At 53.5% G+C, this 19,545-nt stretch carries 17 protein-coding genes and 4 pseudogenes; 19 read left to right on the top strand and 2 right to left on the bottom strand.

The features are described from left to right. The first annotated feature begins 137 nt into the window (after nt 1–137). From ltrA to CKW25_RS06075, 10 genes are all read left to right on the top strand, one after another. On the top strand, nt 138–1,454 hold the full coding sequence (gene ltrA / locus CKW25_RS06120) for a group II intron reverse transcriptase/maturase (RefSeq protein WP_095078302.1): 1,317 nt from the start codon (nt 138–140) through the stop codon (nt 1,452–1,454). A 240-nt stretch (nt 1,455–1,694) separates the two neighbouring features. Then, nucleotides 1,695–1,976, top strand: coding sequence for a hypothetical protein (locus CKW25_RS06115; RefSeq protein ID WP_095078301.1), 282 nt, complete (start codon nt 1,695–1,697; stop codon nt 1,974–1,976). A gap of 172 nt (nt 1,977–2,148) precedes the next feature. Continuing rightward, nucleotides 2,149–2,445 carry an integration host factor subunit beta gene (gene ihfB / locus CKW25_RS06110; RefSeq protein WP_007899751.1) on the top strand — a complete coding sequence of 99 codons (297 nt, stop codon included), beginning with the start codon at nt 2,149–2,151 and terminating at the stop codon, nt 2,443–2,445. 24 nt (nt 2,446–2,469) lie between these two features. Further along, nucleotides 2,470–2,700, top strand: coding sequence for a lipopolysaccharide assembly protein LapA domain-containing protein (locus tag CKW25_RS06105; RefSeq protein ID WP_095078300.1), 231 nt, complete (start codon nt 2,470–2,472; stop codon nt 2,698–2,700). A 225-nt stretch (nt 2,701–2,925) separates the two neighbouring features. Next, nucleotides 2,926–4,002, top strand: coding sequence for a dTDP-glucose 4,6-dehydratase (rfbB, locus tag CKW25_RS06100; protein WP_095078299.1), 1,077 nt, complete (start codon nt 2,926–2,928; stop codon nt 4,000–4,002). Next, nucleotides 3,999–4,892 carry a dTDP-4-dehydrorhamnose reductase gene (rfbD, locus tag CKW25_RS06095; RefSeq protein ID WP_095078298.1) on the top strand — a complete coding sequence of 298 codons (894 nt, stop codon included), beginning with the start codon at nt 3,999–4,001 and terminating at the stop codon, nt 4,890–4,892. The genes rfbB and rfbD overlap by 4 nt, the downstream gene beginning before the upstream one ends. After that, nucleotides 4,889–5,779, top strand: a complete 891-nt coding sequence (rfbA, locus tag CKW25_RS06090) for a glucose-1-phosphate thymidylyltransferase RfbA (RefSeq protein ID WP_095078297.1) — start codon at nt 4,889–4,891, stop codon at nt 5,777–5,779. The genes rfbD and rfbA overlap by 4 nt, the downstream gene beginning before the upstream one ends. A 52-nt stretch (nt 5,780–5,831) precedes the next feature. Then, nucleotides 5,832–6,752 carry a glycosyltransferase gene (locus CKW25_RS06085; protein ID WP_095078296.1) on the top strand — a complete coding sequence of 307 codons (921 nt, stop codon included), beginning with the start codon at nt 5,832–5,834 and terminating at the stop codon, nt 6,750–6,752. Continuing rightward, a complete protein-coding gene (locus CKW25_RS06080; RefSeq protein WP_095078295.1) occupies nt 6,752–7,714 on the top strand; it encodes an SDR family oxidoreductase in 963 nt (320 codons plus the stop codon). Before CKW25_RS06085 ends, CKW25_RS06080 begins: the two co-directional genes overlap by 1 nt. Then, nucleotides 7,711–8,727: a glycosyltransferase family 4 protein gene (locus tag CKW25_RS06075; RefSeq protein WP_095078294.1), complete on the top strand. Its 1,017-nt coding sequence runs from the start codon at nt 7,711–7,713 to the stop codon at nt 8,725–8,727. The genes CKW25_RS06080 and CKW25_RS06075 overlap by 4 nt, the downstream gene beginning before the upstream one ends. A gap of 76 nt (nt 8,728–8,803) precedes the next feature. Here CKW25_RS06075 and CKW25_RS06070 read toward each other — a convergent pair. Next, nucleotides 8,804–9,019 (bottom strand): annotated as a pseudogene (locus CKW25_RS06070) (transposase); the annotation flags it as partial. A 59-nt stretch (nt 9,020–9,078) separates the two neighbouring features. On the opposite strand from CKW25_RS06070, the gene CKW25_RS26955 reads away from it, so the two are divergent. The 8 genes and pseudogenes from CKW25_RS26955 (at nt 9,079) to CKW25_RS06035 (ending at nt 18,413) form a co-directional block, all read left to right on the top strand. Then, nucleotides 9,079–9,213 (top strand): hypothetical protein, encoded by a 135-nt coding sequence (locus tag CKW25_RS26955; RefSeq protein ID WP_256577944.1) that lies wholly within the window; start codon nt 9,079–9,081, stop codon nt 9,211–9,213. Next, nucleotides 9,153–10,323, top strand: a pseudogene (locus tag CKW25_RS06065) (IS256 family transposase). The gene CKW25_RS26955 and the pseudogene CKW25_RS06065 overlap by 61 nt, the downstream one beginning before the upstream one ends. A gap of 67 nt (nt 10,324–10,390) precedes the next feature. Further along, nucleotides 10,391–10,849 (top strand): annotated as a pseudogene (gene rfbC / locus CKW25_RS06060) (dTDP-4-dehydrorhamnose 3,5-epimerase); the annotation flags it as partial. Between the two features lie 17 nt (nt 10,850–10,866). Then, entirely contained in the window at nt 10,867–11,700 is an 834-nt protein-coding gene (locus CKW25_RS06055) for an ABC transporter permease (RefSeq protein ID WP_371854825.1), read from the top strand. Further along, nucleotides 11,690–13,000 (top strand): ABC transporter ATP-binding protein, encoded by a 1,311-nt coding sequence (locus tag CKW25_RS06050; protein ID WP_095078291.1) that lies wholly within the window; start codon nt 11,690–11,692, stop codon nt 12,998–13,000. The genes CKW25_RS06055 and CKW25_RS06050 overlap by 11 nt, the downstream gene beginning before the upstream one ends. After that, on the top strand, nt 13,001–16,177 hold the full coding sequence (locus CKW25_RS06045) for a glycosyltransferase (RefSeq protein WP_095078290.1): 3,177 nt from the start codon (nt 13,001–13,003) through the stop codon (nt 16,175–16,177). 20 nt (nt 16,178–16,197) lie between these two features. Then, on the top strand, nt 16,198–17,298 hold the full coding sequence (gene wecB, locus CKW25_RS06040) for a non-hydrolyzing UDP-N-acetylglucosamine 2-epimerase (RefSeq protein ID WP_095078289.1): 1,101 nt from the start codon (nt 16,198–16,200) through the stop codon (nt 17,296–17,298). 179 nt (nt 17,299–17,477) lie between these two features. Continuing rightward, a complete protein-coding gene (locus tag CKW25_RS06035; RefSeq protein ID WP_256577938.1) occupies nt 17,478–18,413 on the top strand; it encodes a glycosyl transferase in 936 nt (311 codons plus the stop codon). Between the two features lie 66 nt (nt 18,414–18,479). On the opposite strand, the pseudogene CKW25_RS06030 reads toward CKW25_RS06035, so the two are convergent. Then, nucleotides 18,480–19,073 (bottom strand): annotated as a pseudogene (locus tag CKW25_RS06030) (transposase); the annotation flags it as partial. 77 nt (nt 19,074–19,150) lie between these two features. Here CKW25_RS06030 and tnpB point away from each other — a divergent pair. After that, the gene (gene tnpB, locus CKW25_RS06025; protein ID WP_256577937.1) at nt 19,151–19,510 is read left to right on the top strand and encodes an IS66 family insertion sequence element accessory protein TnpB; all 360 of its coding nucleotides are present in this window, start codon (nt 19,151–19,153) and stop codon (nt 19,508–19,510) included. Nucleotides 19,511–19,545: the final 35 nt, after the last annotated feature.

The raw sequence follows: 19,545 nt of genomic DNA, 5'->3' as shown, positions 1-19,545 counted from the left end.
CGGCGCTAGCTGGAGCGAGAAGTCAGCAGAGGCCATAGTAGTCTTTTTTTTTTGACGAAGGGCCGAACGAGAGAAAGCGTCATAGGCCATGTTGATGCGAGAAACCGGAAGTCAGATGCCCGCCAAACGCGGGGCGGATGGAGACTGCGAGCGGTGAAACCGTGAGAAGCTCGATCAGCGACGAGGTCAATCGCCCGCAAAATGAAACCGACAACGCAGGGCAAGGGCTGCTGGAGCGGGCCTTTGCGAGAGAAAACCTGAAGCGGGCATGGAAGCGGGTCAAGGCTAACAAAGGTGCATCGGGAGTCGACGGTCTGGGTATTGATCAGACAGCCGAACACCTGCTGACCCAGTGGGCAGCGATTCGTGAACAGCTTATGTCAGGCGTCTACCGGCCCTGTCCGGTACGACGGGTAGTCATTCCCAAGCCAGACGGCGGTGAACGCGAGTTGGGTATTCCGACGGTCACTGACCGTTTGATCCAACAGGCCTTGCTGCAAGTCTTGCAGCCGTTACTCGATCCTACTTTCAGTGAACACAGCTACGGCTTCCGCCCGGGACGCTGTGCGCAGGGCGCTGTCTTGGCGGCTCAGCGCTACGTGTTCTCGGGACGCAAAGTGGTGGTGGATGTTGATCTGGAGAAGTTCTTCGACCGGGTTGATCACGATATTTTGATTGATCGTTTAGGTAAACGGATTGCGGATCGGGCGGTTATCCGTCTGATTCGGGCGTATCTGGATGCGGGAACGTTGATCAATGGCGTGATCGAGAAAAGCCGCTACGGGGCGCCGCAAGGCGGCCCGCTGTCGCCGCTGTTGGCGAATGTGCTGCTGGATGAAGTGGATCGGGAGCTTGAGCGTCGAGGTCATTATTTTGTGCGCTATGCCGACGACGCGAACGTTTATGTTCGCAGCCAGAAGGCAGGTGAGCGAGTCATGGTCTTGCTGAAACGCCTTTATGAAAAGTTGCACTTGAGCGTCAACGAAAGCAAAAGTGCAGTGACGAGTGCGTTTGGCCGCAAGTTTCTGGGCTACGAATTGTGGTCAGCCCGCGGCGATGTCAAACGCGCTGCATCCTACAAAGCGCAGAAGCAGTTCAAGCAGCGAATACGCTGGTACACCCGACGCTCGTGTGGCCGCAGCTTGCAGCAGATTGTCGATGAACTGCGACCTTACATTTTGGGTTGGAAAGCTTATTTCGGGTTGTCGCAAACCCCAGCCGTCTGGCGTGCGCTGGACGAATGGATACGACACCGATTGCGAGCTATCCAGCTTAAACAATGGAAGCGCGGAACGACGACATATCGTGAGCTGCGAGCACTTGGCGCGAGTAACCAAGTGGCGCAGAACGTGGCAGCAAACACCTGCCGCTGGTGGCATAACAGTCGTCTGGATCTAAATCGCGTGCTTAATATTGCGTGGTTCGACAGGCTGGGATTGGTACGTCTCTCATAACCTCAATCTCTCGAACCGCCCGGTGCGGACCCGCATGCCGGGTGGTGTGGCAGGGGCGCGGCCTGTGAAGGTCGTCCCCTATGCCGATGCCTGTGATTTGTGGTCTTGGGTGTGTGGATGACATTCATTGAAACCAACTCCTTGAAATGCTGTCTTTTCTTTGGCGGAGCATCCCTCTATTTGGGCTAGGCTTACCTGAGGCCAACGGCAATCGGGCGGCTGCCCGGTCTAAGGATGTGAATGAACAAGTTCGTTGTCGTACTTGTTGTGCTGGCTGTGACAGGCTGCACCACCAATGTGAAGACCCATGCGGTGCGCGGTGTCAGCGGCATCGAGATCGATTGTTCTGGGTTGGGCTCGGGGTGGGACAAGTGCTACAGGCGAGCCGAGAGGGAGTGCAAGGAGGAGGGGTATAAGGTCGTTGTCAGGTCCAGTGATGCCAAGGAGGAGGACGAGGACTATCTGTTTGGCTGGAATCCCGCGGGATACCTGACGCGGACCCTGGTGGTTATCTGCAGGTGATTATGTGGGGGCATGTCGCATGCTTCGGCTTGGTCCTGTGCTCGAATCGTGTCCGTTTTCTGGTGGGTGAGCGGTAGCGCAGATAAGTCAATGCCTGGGCTGTTCAAATTCCTTCGGGCATGCTAAAACCTTTGAAGCGCTGATCTAGCTGCTTGAAAAAGAAGGGAAAAATATGACGAAGTCGGAGTTGATCGAACGAATTGTCACCCATCAAGGGCTGCTTTCATCCAAGGATGTAGAGTTGGCCATCAAGACTATGCTTGAACAAATGTCCCAGTGCCTGGCTACCGGTGATCGTATCGAGATCCGTGGTTTTGGCAGTTTCTCCCTGCACTACCGCGCGCCGCGCGTAGGTCGCAATCCAAAGACCGGGCAGTCCGTCAGCCTGGACGGCAAGTTCGTCCCTCACTTCAAGCCGGGCAAGGAATTGCGTGACCGTGTGAATGAAGAAGAGGAGGAGGGGCTTTGATCCTCGCCGCTCAAGGAGTGAACCATGCGTAACCTCAAAAACGTGCTCCTTGTAGCTTTGATGCTGTTGCTGGTTTTGGCGGTGATGGCATTCGTGCTGGAAAATCAGCAGTCGGTTTCCTTGTTGTTCTTTGGTTGGGCAGGGCCACAACTGCCGATATCGATCGTGGTGGTTCTGGCGTTGCTGCTGGGAATGCTGATGGGGCCGATTCTTGGTTGGTTTCTCGGTCCGGCCTTACGCAAGCGCCGCGCCTGACGACAACAACGGCAAACGGTTATTGGAGAGGCACGACAGCTTGTCTATATCCATTAGTAAAGCCCCGACTCAACTGTAAAATGCGGCGCCTGTCCGAAAGAGGGTGTGTTCCCTTTTGGTACCGGCTGGCTCTGTCGGAAGCCACTTGGCTTGACGGCTTTTGCATTCATGGATTAGACGGTGCGCGGTTGGTGGCCCTGTCGTAACTCAAGGGTATGGTTTCGCGTGAAAATTCTAGTAACCGGCGGCGCCGGATTTATCGGTTCGGCAGTCATCCGTCATATCATCTCTAACACGTCCGACTCTGTCGTTAACGTCGATAAGCTGACTTACGCCGGTAACCTTGAGTCATTAGCCGCGGTCAGCCAGAACTCGCGTTATGCATTCGAGCGTGTCGATATCTGCGGTCGTGATCAGGTCGACCGAGTTCTGCGTGAACACCAACCGGACGCAATCATGCACCTGGCCGCAGAGTCCCACGTCGACCGTTCGATTTCCGGTCCTTCTGAATTCATCCAGACCAATATCATCGGCACTTACACCTTGCTGGAAGCGGCACGCCTCTATTGGTCCGCGCTGGATGACACACGCAAGGCCAGCTTTCGCTTCCACCATATTTCGACTGATGAAGTTTACGGTGACCTCGAAGGCCCGGAAGACCTCTTCACAGAAACCACTCCGTATCAACCAAGCTCGCCGTACTCGGCCAGCAAGGCCAGTTCCGACCATCTGGTTCGCGCCTGGAGTCGTACCTACGGCCTACCGACGCTGGTGACCAATTGCTCGAACAACTATGGCCCGTGTCACTTCCCTGAGAAGTTGATCCCGCTGATCATTCTCAATGCCTTGGAAGGCAAGCCGTTGCCGGTCTATGGCAAGGGAAACCAGGTCCGTGACTGGCTCTATGTCGAAGATCACGCTCGTGCGTTGTACAAAGTCGTGACCGAAGGTGTCATTGGCGAGACTTACAATATTGGTGGTCACAACGAAAAGCAAAACATCGACGTCGTGCATACCCTTTGCGCGTTGCTCGACGAACTGCGTCCGGACTCCGCGTATCGTCCCCACGCCAGTCTGATCACCTACGTCCAGGACCGCCCGGGGCACGACCAGCGTTACGCGATCGACGCCAGCAAGATCCAGCGCGAGCTGGGCTGGACGCCAGAGGAAACTTTCGAGACCGGTATCCGCAAGACGGTCGAGTGGTACCTCAACAACACTGAATGGGTCGCTCACGTGAAAAGCGGCAGCTATCAACAGTGGATCGACCAGAACTACGCGGATCGTTCGGGCAAAGCATGAAAATCCTCCTGCTGGGAAAAAGTGGCCAAGTGGGTTGGGAGTTGCAGCGCTCCCTGGCGCCGCTGGGTGAATTGATTGCGCTGGATCGTCATGTGGTAGACGGTTTAAGCGGCGACTTGTCCGACCTCGATGCGTTGCGTGCGACGATCCATCAGGTCCAGCCGGATATCATCGTCAATGCCGCAGCCTACACCGCTGTCGATAAAGCTGAGTCCGAGACCGAGTTGGCCAATCGTGTAAACGGGTTGGCTTGCGGAGTCATGGCTCAAGAGGCGGCGTCATTGGGAGCCTGGTTGGTTCACTACTCGACTGATTATGTCTTCAGTGGCCAGGGTTCTACACCATGGCGCGAGACCGATGCTGTCGCGCCGGTGAATCACTACGGCTCCAGCAAGTTGGCCGGTGAGCAGGCGATTGCGGCATCCGGTTGCAAGCATCTGATTTTTCGCACGAGTTGGGTCTACGGTGCTCGCGGCAATAACTTTGCCAAGACCATGTTGCGTCTGGCCAAGGAGCGAGAGACGTTGAGCGTCATCGCCGACCAGGTCGGGGCCCCGACGGGGGCGGACCTGATCGCCGACGTGACCGCGTTAGCCATTTCACAAGTCATGCAGAACCCTGGGCTGGCAGGCCTGTATCATTTAGCGGCTGGCGGCGAAGTATCCTGGCACGGCTATGCTAATCATGTGATTGGTTTTGCTCGGGCCAATGGCGAAGATTTGGCAGTCACGGCGATCAACCCCATTGGCACCTCCGAGTATCCAACGCCTGCGCGCCGCCCTCTGAACTCGCGTTTGAGCACTCAGAAGTTGCGTGACAGTTTTTCTTTGCACTTGCCGGACTGGCAAAGTGGTGTAACTCGTATGCTTATGGAAGTACTGAATAAATGATCACGAGCAATCGTAAAGGCATCATTCTCGCTGGTGGCTCGGGCACTCGTTTGCATCCCTTGACCCTTGGGGTGTCGAAGCAGATGTTGCCGATCTACGACAAGCCGATGATCTTTTATCCGTTGTCGGTACTGATGCTCGCGGGCATGCGCGAAATCCTGATCATCTCCACCCCGGAAGACTTGCCCAGCTTTCGCAAGCTTCTGGGCGACGGCAGCCAGTACGGTATCCAGTTGACCTATGCCGAGCAGCCAAGTCCCGATGGCCTGGCGCAAGCGTTCATCATCGGTGAAGCGTTCATCGGTAAGGATCCTTGCTGCCTGATCCTGGGAGACAACATCTTCTACGGTCAGCACTTCTCGGACAACCTTCGCTCGGCCTGCTCCCAATCCCGTGGCGCGACCGTATTCGGCTATCACGTGTCTGATCCAGAGCGGTTCGGTGTCGTCGAGTTCGACAGCATCGGTCGGGCGCTAAGCATTGAAGAAAAACCGCAGGAGCCCAAGTCGAGCTATGCAGTGACCGGTCTCTATTTTTACGACAATCAGGTTGTCGAGATCGCCAAGAACATCAAGCCGTCCGAGCGCGGTGAGCTGGAAATCACAGACGTTAACCGCGCTTACCTTGAGCAACAGACGCTCAATGTCGAAATGCTCGGTCGCGGCTTTGCCTGGCTGGATACCGGCACCCACGACTCCTTGTTGGAAGCCAGTCACTTTGTGCACACAATTGAGCGGCGCCAGGGGTTGAAAGTGGCGTGCCTGGAGGAGATTGCTTTCAACAACGGTTGGATTACTGCCGAAACACTCGGTGCCCAGGCAGAGCGTCTTAAAAAGACCGGGTACGGTCAGTACCTGCAAAAACTGTTGGATACGAGTTTTTGCTGATTACAGCTTTATCCTTTCGATTTCCAGTGTTCAACGGTGTAAGCGGGATGGCATGCCAGTAATATTACCGAAGGTTGCAGTTTTGCTGGCCGCCTACAACGGCATGGAGTGGATCGAAGAGCAGATGGCTTCGATTCTCGCTCAGACAGAGGTCGACGTTACTGTATATATCAGTATTGACCCCTCCACTGATGGAACCGAAGCTTGGTGTGCGACCTCGGCGGCCAGGAATGCAAATGTCACCGTACTGCCCTACGCAGGGAGTTTTGGTGGCGCCTCGCGTAATTTTTTTCGACTGATTCGGGACGTTGACTTCGACGGTTTCGACTTTGTTGCCTTTGCCGACCAGGATGATATCTGGTACCTGGACAAGCTTCAGCGTGCCGCATCGCAACTTGAGCGACACCAAGCGGATGCGTACTCCAGCAATGTCACGGCTTTTTGGCCGGATGGCAAAACCCGGTTACTGGATAAGGCTCAGCCTCAGGTCGCGTGGGACTTTCTGTTCGAGGCGGCGGGCCCTGGCTGTACTTATGTCTTGAGTAAGCGGCTGGTGGAGCCACTCAAGGCCTCGATGCTGTGCAACTGGAACGCTTTACAGAATGTAAGTCTGCATGACTGGTTTTGCTATGCATATGCTCGTAGTCACGGGTATCGCTGGTACATCGATCCAGGACCCTCCATGGACTACCGTCAGCACGAACGTAATCAGGTGGGGGCCAACACAGGGCTGCGTCCATTGATCACCCGCTACAAAACCATTCATGATGGTTGGTGGTTCAGTCAGGTGCAGTTGATTGCCCGGCTGGTAGGGCAGGACTCTGTACCTTTTGTAAAAAGTTGGTTCTTGTTGAGCCGCTGGCAATTGTTCAGGCTGTCCTTGAGTGCATGGCATTGTCGACGCCGGATGCGCGATAAAGTGTTTTTCTTGTTTGTCTGCTGGGCGACGGTGCTGATAGGGAATAACGGGTGATGATTCCCCCTAAGATTATGATCACGGGAGCCAGCGGGTTCGTCGGTGAAGCTATAGTTTTCAGGCTTCTGCTGGATAAAAAACATACCCCTGTAGCGGCCGCTCGGGGCCCGACGCGGCTGCAAGGGCTGTGTCCAGTCATGGCTTTCGATCTGACGGATGGCGAGGCTCTACCCGCGCTCAGCGATGTGGAGGTGGTTATTCATGCCGCTGCGCGGGTACACGTGATGAATGAAACGGCCACAGATGCGTTGGAAGAGTTTCGCAAGGTTAATGTGGAAGGAACGCTCAGGTTGGCGCAACATGCGGCCGCCTCGGGAGTAAAGCGGTTCATCTTCATTAGCTCGATCAAAGTAAACGGCGAAAGGACGGAGGCGGGTGTTCCTTTCCATGCTGATGATAAGCCTGCACCGCTCGAACCTTATGCTGTCTCCAAGTACGAAGCAGAGGAGGCGTTAAAACTGCTGGGTAAACGTACGGGTATGGAAATTGTTATTATCCGTCCGCCACTGGTATATGGCCCCGGAGTCAAAGCCAACTTCTTGCGGTTGTTACGTAGTCTCGATAGAGGTATCCCGTTGCCGTTGGGTGCTATTGACAATCAGCGAAGTCTGGTGGCGATTGGCAATCTCGTAGACCTGATAGTTGTTTGCATCAATCATCCTGCAGCTGCAGCAAACACTTTCCTGGTCAGCGACGGGGAAGACCTGTCTACTACCCAGTTGCTACGAAGGATGGCGAGTGCACTCGGTAGAAAAGCATATCTGCTGCCAGTATCTCCGTGGTTATTGAATCTGGCCGCTGCCACGGTGGGTAAAAGGACGGTTATCCGTCGTCTTTGCGAGTCGCTGCAGGTCGATATAACCAAGAACCGAGAACTGTTGGGGTGGACTCCGCCTATTAATGTCGATAGCGCCTTGCGTCAGACAGTTGACCAATATCTGGAAAAACAAACGAAATGACTTTTTGGTGGGTATTACTCGCAGTATTCGTCGCGTCTTGGTTTTTGACACTATTGCTGCGTCGTTATGCCATTGTCAAAAGTCTGATAGACGTACCCAATGCACGCAGCTCTCACTCCGTACCTACGCCGCGTGGGGGAGGGGTGGCAATCGTAGTAAGTTTCCTATGCGTGCTCCCGGTCCTTACCGCCCTGGACTTCATGAGTCTATCCGATCGTTATGCGTTGTTCGGAGGCGGGCTGCTGGTCGCGATTCTTGGATTTGCCGACGACCATGGACATATTGCTGCCCGATGGCGTCTGCTAGGGCATTTCATTGCCGGGGCATGGGCGCTTTTCTGGCTGGGTGGACTCGCACCCCTCTCTCTTTTCGGAAGTACGATTGATCTTGGCTGGTTCGGCAACATTCTTGCGCTCGTTTATCTCGTCTGGATGCTCAATCTTTATAATTTCATGGACGGGATTGATGGGCTGGCCAGCGCTGAAGCAATCTGTGCGTGCATCGGTGTCGTGTTGGTTTCCTGGATTGTCGGGTACCCTTCAATGGTGTGGGTACCTTTGATGCTGGCAGCGGCGGTAGCAGGATTTGGTTACTGGAATTTCCCTCCTGCAAAGATATTCATGGGGGATGCGGGTAGCGGTTTTCTGGGCTTTGTACTTGCGGTGCTATCTCTTAGCGCAGCGTGGATCGCGCCAGAAATGCTCTATGTCTGGCTAATTATGCTGGGTGCGTTCATCGTCGATGCTACCTGGACCTTGTTCAGGCGACTGATACGCGGTGATGCAGTATCCCAAGCACATCGCAGTCATGCTTATCAATACGCTTCACGGCTATTCAAAAGCCACAAGAAAGTCACCATGGCGGTAGTCGCGATTAACTTTTTATGGCTATGGCCCCTCGCGCTACTGGTCGGGTTGCAATTGCTGCAGCCTTGGGTTGGGGTCTTTCTCGCCTATATACCACTTCTCTGTACCGCTTGTTTCTTCAAAGCTGGCGGTGTGGAGTCGAAATAGGTTCATTAAGGCAGTGTCATTACCCAAGGTTTAACATAGCGGGGGTGTGCGGGGCTTTGTGTAAACGGGATTTCTGTTAAACCGACAGCAGCCGATCTTCGAGCTGGACACTGAAGCGATTCAAGGCCGCTTTCCAGTCCCGGATCGGCATCGTCCACTTCTTGCTGATGTTGTTTAGCGCCAGATAGAACAACGTCATCACCGCTTCGTCAGTCGGAAATGAAGCGCGGGTTTTGACCACTTGACGCAAGCTCATGTTGATCGATTCGATGGCGTTGGTGGTGTAGAGGGTGTACTTAATTTTGTGTAAGCGGTCATTTGGTAGGAGACTGCCTACCCCAAGGAAATTCCATGACCGATCCCAAGCCCAAGCGCACCAAACGAGTCAAACCTGATCCTGAGTTGGTCAGCTGGCCGACAGTCTATTGCTCAATTACAAAAAGCCTGAAGACCTCATCGGCGAAAACGGCCTGCTCAAGCAGCTGACCAAGATGCTGGTCGAGCGAGCCCTTGAGGTCGAAATGACCGAACACTGGGGCACGACAAAAGCGCAACGATCACTAATACCGCTGCCAATGCCCGTAACGGGCACAATGGCAAGACGCTCAAGGGTGATTTTGGCGATCTGCCACTCGACATTCCCCGTGACCGACAAGCGTCCTTCGAGTCGCAACTGGTCGCCAAACATCAAACCCGCTGGACAGGCTTCGACGACAAGGTCATCTCCCTGTACGCCCGCGGCTTGAGCGTGCGCGAGATCCAAGCGCACCTGGAAGAAATGTACGGCACAGACGTCTCTCCCAGCTTGATCTCGGCCATTACCGACGCGGTGAGTGACGGGTTAAGCTCTCTGGCAGGCACGGCCGCTGGATGCGCTTTACCCGATCCTCTATCTGGACTGTATTCACGTCAAAGTGCGTGATGCTGGCGCGGTGCGCAACAAGGCGGTTTATCTGGCGATTGGCGTCAACATGGCCGGCCACAAGGAAGCATTGGGACTGTGGGTCGCGCAGACTGAAGGCGCCAAGTTCTGGCTGCAAGTGGTTACCGAACTCAAGAGCCGAGGCGTGCAGGACATCTTTCATCGCCTGCGTAGACGGCCTCAGGGGTTTCCCTGAAGCGATTGAAACGGTCTACCCGAAGGCGGTCGTCCAGCTTTGCATCGTGCAGATGGTGCGCAACAGCCTGAACTTCGTGTCGTGGAAACGGCAGAAGGAAGTGGCCGCCGATCTCAAGCTGATCTGCACCTCGGCGACCGCCGAATTGGCCGAGCTACGGCTTTGTGAGTTTGAAGCTAAATGGGATGCCGAGTACCAGTCGATCAGCCTGTCATGGCGGCTGAACTGGGTGCGGGTCATACCGTTTTTCGATCATCCGGCAGAAATCCGTAAGGTGATCTACACCACCAACGCCATCGAGTCGATCAACATGAGTTTGCGTAAAGTGATCAAGCCCCGCGCTTCATTTCCGACTGACGAGGCGGTGATGATGGCGCTAAATAGCATCAGCAAGAAGTGGACGATGTCGATCCGGGACTGGAAAGCGGCCTTGAATCGCTTCAGTATCCAGCTCGAAGATCGGCTGCTGTCGGTTTAACAGAAATCCCGGTTACACAAAATCCCGGTTGCACAAAATCCCGTACACACCCCCCCCCCCCGTAGGCTATAATCGCCGCCGATTTCCTGAGTTCATCGGTCGTGACGTGACTTTGGCGCAAGACAATCACAGACGTTCGGCCAAAAACGTGCTGCGCGGCCTGCATTACCAAATCCAGCAACCCCAAGGCAAACTGATGCGAGTAGTGCAGAGCGCGGTATTTGACGTAGCTGTGGATATACGCCGCAGCTCGCCCACCTTCGGGCAGCACGTCGCGCTGGAACTGTCCGTCGAAAAGAAGCGCATGCTCTGGATTCCGGAAGGTTTCGCGCATGGCTTCGTGGTGCTTTCGGATACCGCAGGGATTCTCTACAAAACCACCGACTGTTGGGCACCCGAATTCGAGCGAAGCATTGTCTGGAACGACCCCGCGATCAACATCCAATGGCCCGTCCAAGGCGAACCCACCTTGTCCATAAAAAATCTGCAAGCCAAACCATTGGCAGAAGTGGAGTACTTCGCATGACCAACTCCCAAAAAGCGATTAACCCCCACGCAGCCCAACCCACATCCCTCGTGGCACTTGCCCGAAGTCTCTGGCGCAACCGCCAGCTCATCGTGCAGATGACCAAGCGCGAGGTTGTAGGCCGCTACAAAGGCTCTGCCATGGGTCTGGCTTGGTCCTTCTTCAATCCAGTGTTCATGCTAACCGTGTACACCTTTGTATTCTCCGAGATTTTCAAAGCTCGCTGGGTTGGGGTTGGTGCTGACGATAGCAAAACGCAATTCGCCGTAGTGCTGTTTGTCGGCATGATTGTGCTGAACCTGTTTAGCGAGGTACTCAACCGCGCCCCTGGGATGATTCTTTCCAACGTCAATTACGTCAAGAAAGTGGTATTCCCGATTGAAATACTGCCAGTCATTGCCATGGGTGCAGCGCTATTCCACAGCCTCATCAGCCTTGGCGTGCTGCTAGCCGCCTTTGCACTCTTTAACGGCTACTTGCACTGGACGGCGGTTTTCACTCCTTTGGTACTGCTTCCACTGGTTATTCTCACCACTGGTCTTGCCTGGATGCTGGCATCCTTAGGCGTATTTCTGCGCGACGTCGGGCAAACCATTGTCATCATTACCACCGTGTTAATGTTCCTTTCCCCTGTTTTTTACCCGGTGACCGCAGTTCCAGAAAGATTCCGTCCATTCATCATGGCTAACCCGCTTACCTTCATCATCGAACAGGCGCGTGAAGTGCTGGTCTGGGGGCATTTGCCGAACTGGGTGGGTTTGGGTGGTTACACCCTGGCTGCCGCCGCCATTGCCTGGGCAGGCTACGCTTGGTTCCAGAAAACCAGAAAGGGATTTGCCGATGTCCTCTGATTTCTCCATCAAAGTTGAGAACCTTAGCAAGTGCTACCACATTTACGACAAGCCGCGAGATAGGCTGATGCAAATGCTGGCGCGTGGGAAAAAGCAGTTTTCCCGCGAGTTTTGGGCATTACGGGATGTGTCTTTTTCGGTGGCTCGTGGGGAGACCGTTGGCATTATTGGACGCAATGGCAGTGGCAAATCGACGTTGCTACAAATGATCTGCGGTACCGTGTCACCAACCTCAGGTGCAGTCCAAACACGGGGACGAGTGGCGGCGCTACTAGAACTTGGTGCTGGATTCAACGCTGAGTTCACTGGTCGCGAGAACGTCTTTCTCAACGCCGCAATTCTCGGCGTCCAACAGGAAGAGATGGAGGCCAGAATGGAAAAGGTTCTGGCATTTTCAGAGTTGGGTGATTTTCTTGACCAGCCGGTTAAAACCTATTCCAGCGGCATGTATGCGCGCCTTGCGTTCTCTATCGCGATTCATGTCGATCCAGAAATACTGATTGTTGATGAAGCTTTGGCGGTGGGTGATGCGCGCTTTGTGGCCAAGTGTATGCGCCGCATCAAAGATATTCAGGAAAAGGGAGCCACGATCCTGTTTGTTAGCCACGATGTGGGGTCAGTGCGCACCCTCTGCGAGCGTGCCATCTGGCTGGACAAGGGACACATGGTAGAGCAGGGCGACGTTTTCCCCGTGACTGGGCAGTACATGGAGTTCATGTTTAAGGATGAGGAGGCAGAGGAAGACACCCTGCGTGAAGAGATTGCCCAAGGGGCGTCAGTGTCGGTCACTCCCACGGAGTCTGCTTCGGCAACTGCAATTTTAGAAGAGTCGCAGGTCGCACTAGATGCCCGGCCTGTTATGCACTGGGGCTCTCACAAAGGCATGATCCTTTCTGCTGCCGTTCGTGATGAGCATGGTGTCCGCAAGGATGTGCATGCGTGGGAGGAGGTGCTTGATGTTGTCATCGAGGTGTATGTTCCCTTGGACATCTCGCGGGAGCATCTCAGTGTTGCATTTTCCATCAAAGATCTGAAGGGAACGGATCTTATTGTCTCCACAACCCACGATTTTGAATACAGACACTTGCCTGATGAAGAGCGTTTCAGCGTCACGTTCAGGCTGATCAATCCGCTGGTCACCGGTAAGTATCTGTTGGCTGCCGCTGTTGAGAATCGCCAACACCGCGATATCCACTATTACGAATATCTGGAGGGTGCGCACTATTTTTCATCACTCTCCAATGAGCGGTTTTTTGGTCTCTTTCAGCCGCCAATTGAGCAACAAGTTCTGGTGAAATAAATGACAGATACAGAAAACATCAACTCAGACTCATACTGGAATACCCGCTTCGCCGAAAACTGGGAGGCTTGCGAGGGACCTACGCAGTCCCGTTTTTTTGCAAGGATTGCTGTCGAGCATCTGCCCCGCTGGTTGATTGAACAGTTGAAGCGGCAGTCGCTAACGCTTGCCGACTGGGGTTGCGCACAAGGTGACGGCACCGACGTATGGGCCAGCTATATCGACGCACAACAGATTGTCGGCGTCGATTTTTCTTCCGTGGCCATCGAACAGGCTGTGCAACGCTACCCTGCCATCCGCTTCATTAACGAGGATTGGCTGGCGGAGGGCGGCGACCAGCGAGAAACATTTGATATCGTGTTCTCGTCCAATACGCTAGAGCACTTCCACAAGCCCTACGATGCCCTGCATGCTATTTGCAGTCGGGCAAAGAAAGCCATAGTGTTGGCGCTACCCTACAAGGAGCTCGACAGGATTGATGAGCACTTCTTTTCTTTTCTTCCCGAAAATATCCCTTTGCAACTGGCGAACGGATTTAGACTGATCTGGTCTCAGGTAGTGGATTGTCGGCCGCTCCCCAAAACACTTTGGAGTGGTGACCAGATCATCTTGGCTTACGCCGACCCCCGCTGGCTGGATAGCCTGGGGCTAAGGTTGAGCGACTGTCGCATTGAGCAGTTTGATGCGGCAACAGAGATCGATCGCCTAAATACCATCTTTGCCGAACGTGGCGAGCAGAACGCCAGCCTCACTCAGTCAATCGCCGAGCGTGACGAGCAGAACGCTAGCCTCACTCAGTCAATCGCCGAGCGTGACGAGCAGAACGCCAGCTTCACTCAGTCAATCGCCGAGCGTGACGAGCAGAATGCCAGCTTCACTCAGTCAATCGCCGAGCGTGACGAGCAGAACGCCAGCCTCACTCAGTCAATCGCCGAACGTGACGAGCAGAACGCCAGCCTCACTCAGTCAATCGCCGAGCGTGACGAGCAGAACGCCAGCCTCACTCAGTCAATCGCCGAACGTGACGAGCAACTGCAACTGGCTCAAAGCTACAAAATCGACAAAGAAATTTATATTGCTCAATTATTGATGGAGTGCAAAATGCGGGATCGCGGCTTGACCGGAATTCTTTGGAGAGTAAAACAACGACTCGCGCGAATTCCGCACTACTTCAATCGTTCAAGGCAAATAGCTTCATCTGGCGGATTTCCTGCGCTTGCCCAAGCTTTCAAGCTTAAGCTCAAAAATCGCCAAAGCCAAAGACCTACCTCTTATATTTTGCCTACACTCACTTCACGTCCATCACAGACGTGTTCTGCTACGCCATGCCAGGCAGAAAATATCCTTGAACGCAAGAACTTGCCCGCTTTATTGTCCGATGAACTTGTTGTAATTACGGGCGTGCCATTTGACGATATTGGTGGCGGGCAGCGGGGCGCCCAACTTGCGCGCTGCGCATTAAAGTCAGGCAGAAAAGTTATATATATTTATGTATATCAAAAGTTTGACTTTGACTTGAATCGGCACGTCGAGTCAGAGCTAGACGTATTCGGTCTTACTCATCTTTCCATTGATAAGGTAACTCCATCGAGCTTACTTGATCTGATATCCAGTCGCGCTACGATCCTGATTGAATTCCCACATCCCAAGATTATTCCTTATCTTAATATGGCTAAGAGTCGGGGGGTTAAGACGGTTTTTGAGTTGATTGATGATTGGGAAACCAGCCTTGGTGGTGACTGGTTTGATTTAGATGTTTATAGAGAGTTTGTCGCCAGTGCTGATGTTGTAGTAGGTACGGCCAAGCTCTTGGTTCAGCGTTTAGTTGACTTGGGTCGGAATGATGCCTTGTATCTACCCAATGCCGCAAATGAATATATTTTTGACAAGTACCGGACTTTTTCACGTCCCGCCGATTTTCCGATGCGAGGGGCAAGAACTGCGATTTACTTCGGCTCGCTATATGGAGAGTGGTTCGCTTGGGATTACGTTATTGCTGCGGCCGTGCAGAATGCTAGTCTCGATATCATATTAATTGGTGACAATCCTGGAAAAAATGACCTTCCAACGAATATTTACTTTTTGGGGGCTAAGAAAATCGATGAATTGCCGGGCTACTTGATGCATTCTGACGTGGCCATACTTCCGTTTGTTCCAGGAAAAATTTCGGACGCAGTGTCACCAATTAAAGTGTTTGAGTATCTTTTTGCGGGGAAACCAGTTGTTTCAACCCGACTACCAGAAATTCTAGATTATCCCGGCGTTTTCATTGCCGATAACCCTAAGCACTTCGCCGAACTCTGCTCAGTAGTCACTGCAACTGAAGAGCTTATCAAGAAGAACGATATATTTATTTCACAAAACTCGTGGTTCCACAGGCTAGATAAGATCACCGGTAGGCAAGCCTCAGGAACATTTGCGGGGACTGTCAGTGCAGTCATTCTGATTCATAACAATATAAATATTATTGGGCGCTGCCTTGAAACTTTAATTGCGCATGGTAGTCATTACCTTCGGGAGATCATTGTCGTTGACAATGCCAGCTCTGACGGTGGGGCCGAGTTTATTGAAAGCGCGTTTCCGAATGTCCGTGTGCTAAGGAATTCAGCCAACGGTTGTTCTTCCGGGCGGAATTTAGGGACCAGCGTTGCGCAGGGAAAATATTTGGCATTTTTTGATTCAGACCAGTGGTTTACCTGTCCTACTTTCTTTGATGAAGCGCTATCGATACTTGAGCGTGATGCAAGTGTGGGGGTAATTGGGTGGGCTGCAGGCTGGTTTGATCGTGCTCGCGGGGATTTAGGAGGCATGATTGCGGATTACTGCCCGAATCGAGCCATGAACGATGCCGCAATCATACATGGCTATCGTTCTGATATTGGCTATCTAGGAACCGGAGGCTTCTTCGTGCCGAAGTCTGTTTTTGATGCTACCGATAGTTTTGATACCAATTATGATCCAACGTGTTTTGAAGATACGGATTTGTCATTCCAAATCAAAAAGCTTGGCTTTAAAGTGTGCTATCGAGACTTAACCGGCATCCGTCACCAACCACATCAAACCACTAGTGCAAACTCTCAAAGCAACAGTTATACAAAAATTTTCACTCGGAACTCTGAGTATTTCAAGAAGAAATGGGCTGACCATCCAGAATTTTATATTGACTATCCGGGATAATTTTTAAGGAGTTAGTACGTATGAATAAGAAGATCCTCTGTGTAGTAGGAACCCGCCCCGAAGCCATCAAAATGGCTCCGGTGATTCTGGCGTTGAAAAATGAACCTTGGGCAGACGTTCGAGTACTGGCAACAGCCCAGCACCGTCACATGCTGGACCAGGTATTGAACTTTTTTGGTATTGAGCCTGATATCGATCTGGACATCATGCGCCCTAATCAGGCATTGACGGTACTGACGGCTCGGCTGCTGCTGGATCTGGATGATGTGCTTCAAGCAGAAAAACCGGATGTCGTCTTGGTGCAAGGTGATACGACTACTGTAATGACAGCGGCATTGGCCTGTTTTTATCACCGCATCCCCATCGGGCATGTCGAGGCGGGCTTGCGTACCTGGGACATGCAGAATCCCTTCCCAGAGGAGGCCAATCGAGTGATTACCGGTCGATTGGCTCGCTGGCATTTTGCGCCGACGGAGAGTTCGCGACAGAACTTGCTGCGCGAAGGGATTCCGGATAAGGATATTGTGGTTACTGGCAATACCGTGATCGACGCTCTGCTGATGACCGCAGCGAAGGACTTAGAATTAGGAATTGAAATTGATCCATCAAAGCGCCTTGTCCTAATTACCTCCCATCGTCGTGAGAATTTTGGTGAGCCGTTCCGCAATATCTGTCGCGCATTACATACCTTGGCGAAACGCAACCTGGATGTTCAGTTCCTTTACCCGGTACACCCAAATCCGAATGTTAAGGATGTGGCCCATGAAATGTTGGGGAACTGTCCAAATATTCACCTATGCGCGCCGCTGGATTACGCTCCCTTCGTTGCTGCGATGAAGCGCTCATACCTAATCATCAGTGACTCTGGTGGCGTGCAGGAAGAGGCGCCTGCGTTGGGCAAGCCCGTGCTGGTTTTGCGAGATGAAACCGAGCGGCCCGAAGCAGTTGAGCAGGGAGTAGTAAAGCTGGTCGGCCCCAACTACGACCGGATTGTGGAAGAAGCACAACGCCTGTTGGACGATGAGTCAGCATACCGAGAAATGGCGCGTGGAATTTCACCTTACGGGGATGGCTGTGGTGCCGAGCGGATCGTGAAGGTGCTCAGAGAGCACTTCGTCTGATGCGGTTGGTGTATTTCTCGCCTGTACCCTGGGCAAGTTTTGCGCAGCGTCCCCACAAGTTTGTGGAGTGGTTCCATGCCAGGCGTGGCGGAGATGTGCTCTGGGTTGATCCCTACCCTACGCGATTCCCGGAGCTGGCAGATTTTCGGCGTGTAAAGGCTGCGGGAGGGACTGCGACAATGCTCGCGGCAAAGAGAAGTGCGCCAGCGTGGCTAACTATCCTTCGCCCGCGTTCATTGCCGATTGAGCCATTGCCAGGCGCCGGTGCGCTTAATCGTCGGCTCTGGAACGATGCATTGCAGGCAATTCACGCGTTTATTGAGGAAGGGGAATGCAGACTCGGAATTGGTAAACCCTCCGAGTTGGCGCTGCAGGTGCTTGCCCGGCACCCCACTGTATCTTCGATTTACGATGCAATGGATGATTTTCCGGCGTTTTACCGGGGGCTGTCGCGGATAGCGATGGGGCGGCGGGAACGGAAGGTCGCGGCTCAGGTTACGCGGATAACGGTTTCTTCTACGGCGTTAGCCGATCGGTTCGCCACTTATCACTCAAAACTTACTCTTGCGCTTAATGCCTGCGCGATTGAAACCCTGCCGTCCCCCAGTGCCACAACTAAAAGCTCAGGGAGGCCTGTTCTCGGCTATGTCGGTACGATCGGTCACTGGTTTGACTGGCCTTTGGTGTTTGACTTGGCAGAGGCTAATCCATCCATGTGCATCCGCCTGATTGGTCCCATCTATGAATTACATCCTAGGTCTCTGCCTCGCAACATCGAGTTGTTGCCAGCTTGTGACCATGCGACTGCGATGAAGTTTATGCAGGAGTTTTCGGTCGGATTAATTCCCTTTAAGCATACCGACCTTACGGCATCGGTTGACCCAATTAAATACTATGAATATCGGGCGTTGGGCTTGCCGGTACTCTCCACTAGCTTTGGAGAGATGGCCCTGCGGGATGGGCAGGCGGGAGTTTTTCTTATGAACAAGCATTCTGATCTGGCCAACCTAGTCAGAACAGCGATGGCATACGAATGTGGAATAGATGAAATGCAAGAATTCCGAACAGCAAACTCCTGGGAGGTACGTTTTGACGCAAGCGGCATCCTCCCTTGATCCTGATGTGGTCATTGTTGCGGATCAACGGCGTTTTTCAAGGTAGTTGTCGCGTCAACCGTCTAACTATGCCGCTCTTTTCTCGACCTGTTGCTCTCGACCCGGGTTCAATAGCACGGTGCCGATCGGCTCCCAGTGACGTGTCCGACCCGACCACCGTTCCGGCTTTTGCTCTTTGGCTCGTTCGTACAGCTCATGCCGCCGGGCCAGTACTTGATGGTCCAGTCCTCGATGCCGCTCAGCCGGTGTGACGAACCGGATGCGGCTATGCCGGTGTTCGTTGTTGTACCAACGCATGAAATCCCTCACCCACGCTCGTGCCGCGTCTAGACTGGCAAAACCATCCTGCGGCCATTGCGGGCAGTATTTCAGCGTTCTAAACAGCGACTCCGAGTAGGGATTGTCGTTGCTGACCCGCGGTCGTCCCCGCGAGGGCGTGATGCCCAGTTCGTACATCTTGCTCAACAGCGTCACCGATTTCATCGGCGCTCCGTTGTCCGAGTGCAGCACCAGCGGTTCGCGTAAACACTGCTCGCCGATCACGCTGCGTTGCAGTAACGCAGCAGCTTTCTCGCCGCTTTCCGCGTCGTAGACCTCCCAGCCCACGGCTTTGCGGCTGTAAATATCTTCGATCAGGTAGAGGTAGTAGTACTGTAACCGCGCCATGAACCCCACATTCAAAGTCGTCCTCTGATCCTTGAGGCTGTGCTCTCGAATTTCTCTGGAGCCCGCCCGCCATGATGCGACCCGACGCCAAAGTCGAAAAGGTGTACCTCTACCCCAAGCCCGTGGACTTCCGAAAATCCATCGACGGTCTGGCCGCCCTGGTCGAGTTGGATATCAAAGTCGCCGTATTCGATCCTGTCCTTTTTGTTTTTCTGAATCGCCACCGTAACCGAGTGAAAATCCTCTACTGGGAGCGCAACGGCTTCTGCCTTTGGCTCAAACGTCTCGAGTCTGAACGGTTCAAAACATCGCCCGACGCTACCGACGGAGCCATTATGTTGAGCGTCCAGGAGTTGAACTGGCTGCTTGATGGTTTTGATCTCTGGCGTAACCGCCCTCATCAAGTTCTGACTCCACGTTTCGTGACCTGACCCGGTATAATCCGGGCATGACTTTCATGCCCGAC

This window comes from Pseudomonas sp. Irchel s3h17 (assembly GCF_900187505.1).
Taxonomy (GTDB): Bacteria; Pseudomonadota; Gammaproteobacteria; order Pseudomonadales; family Pseudomonadaceae; genus Aquipseudomonas.
This window is presented reverse-complemented; position numbering and strand designations above follow the sequence as displayed.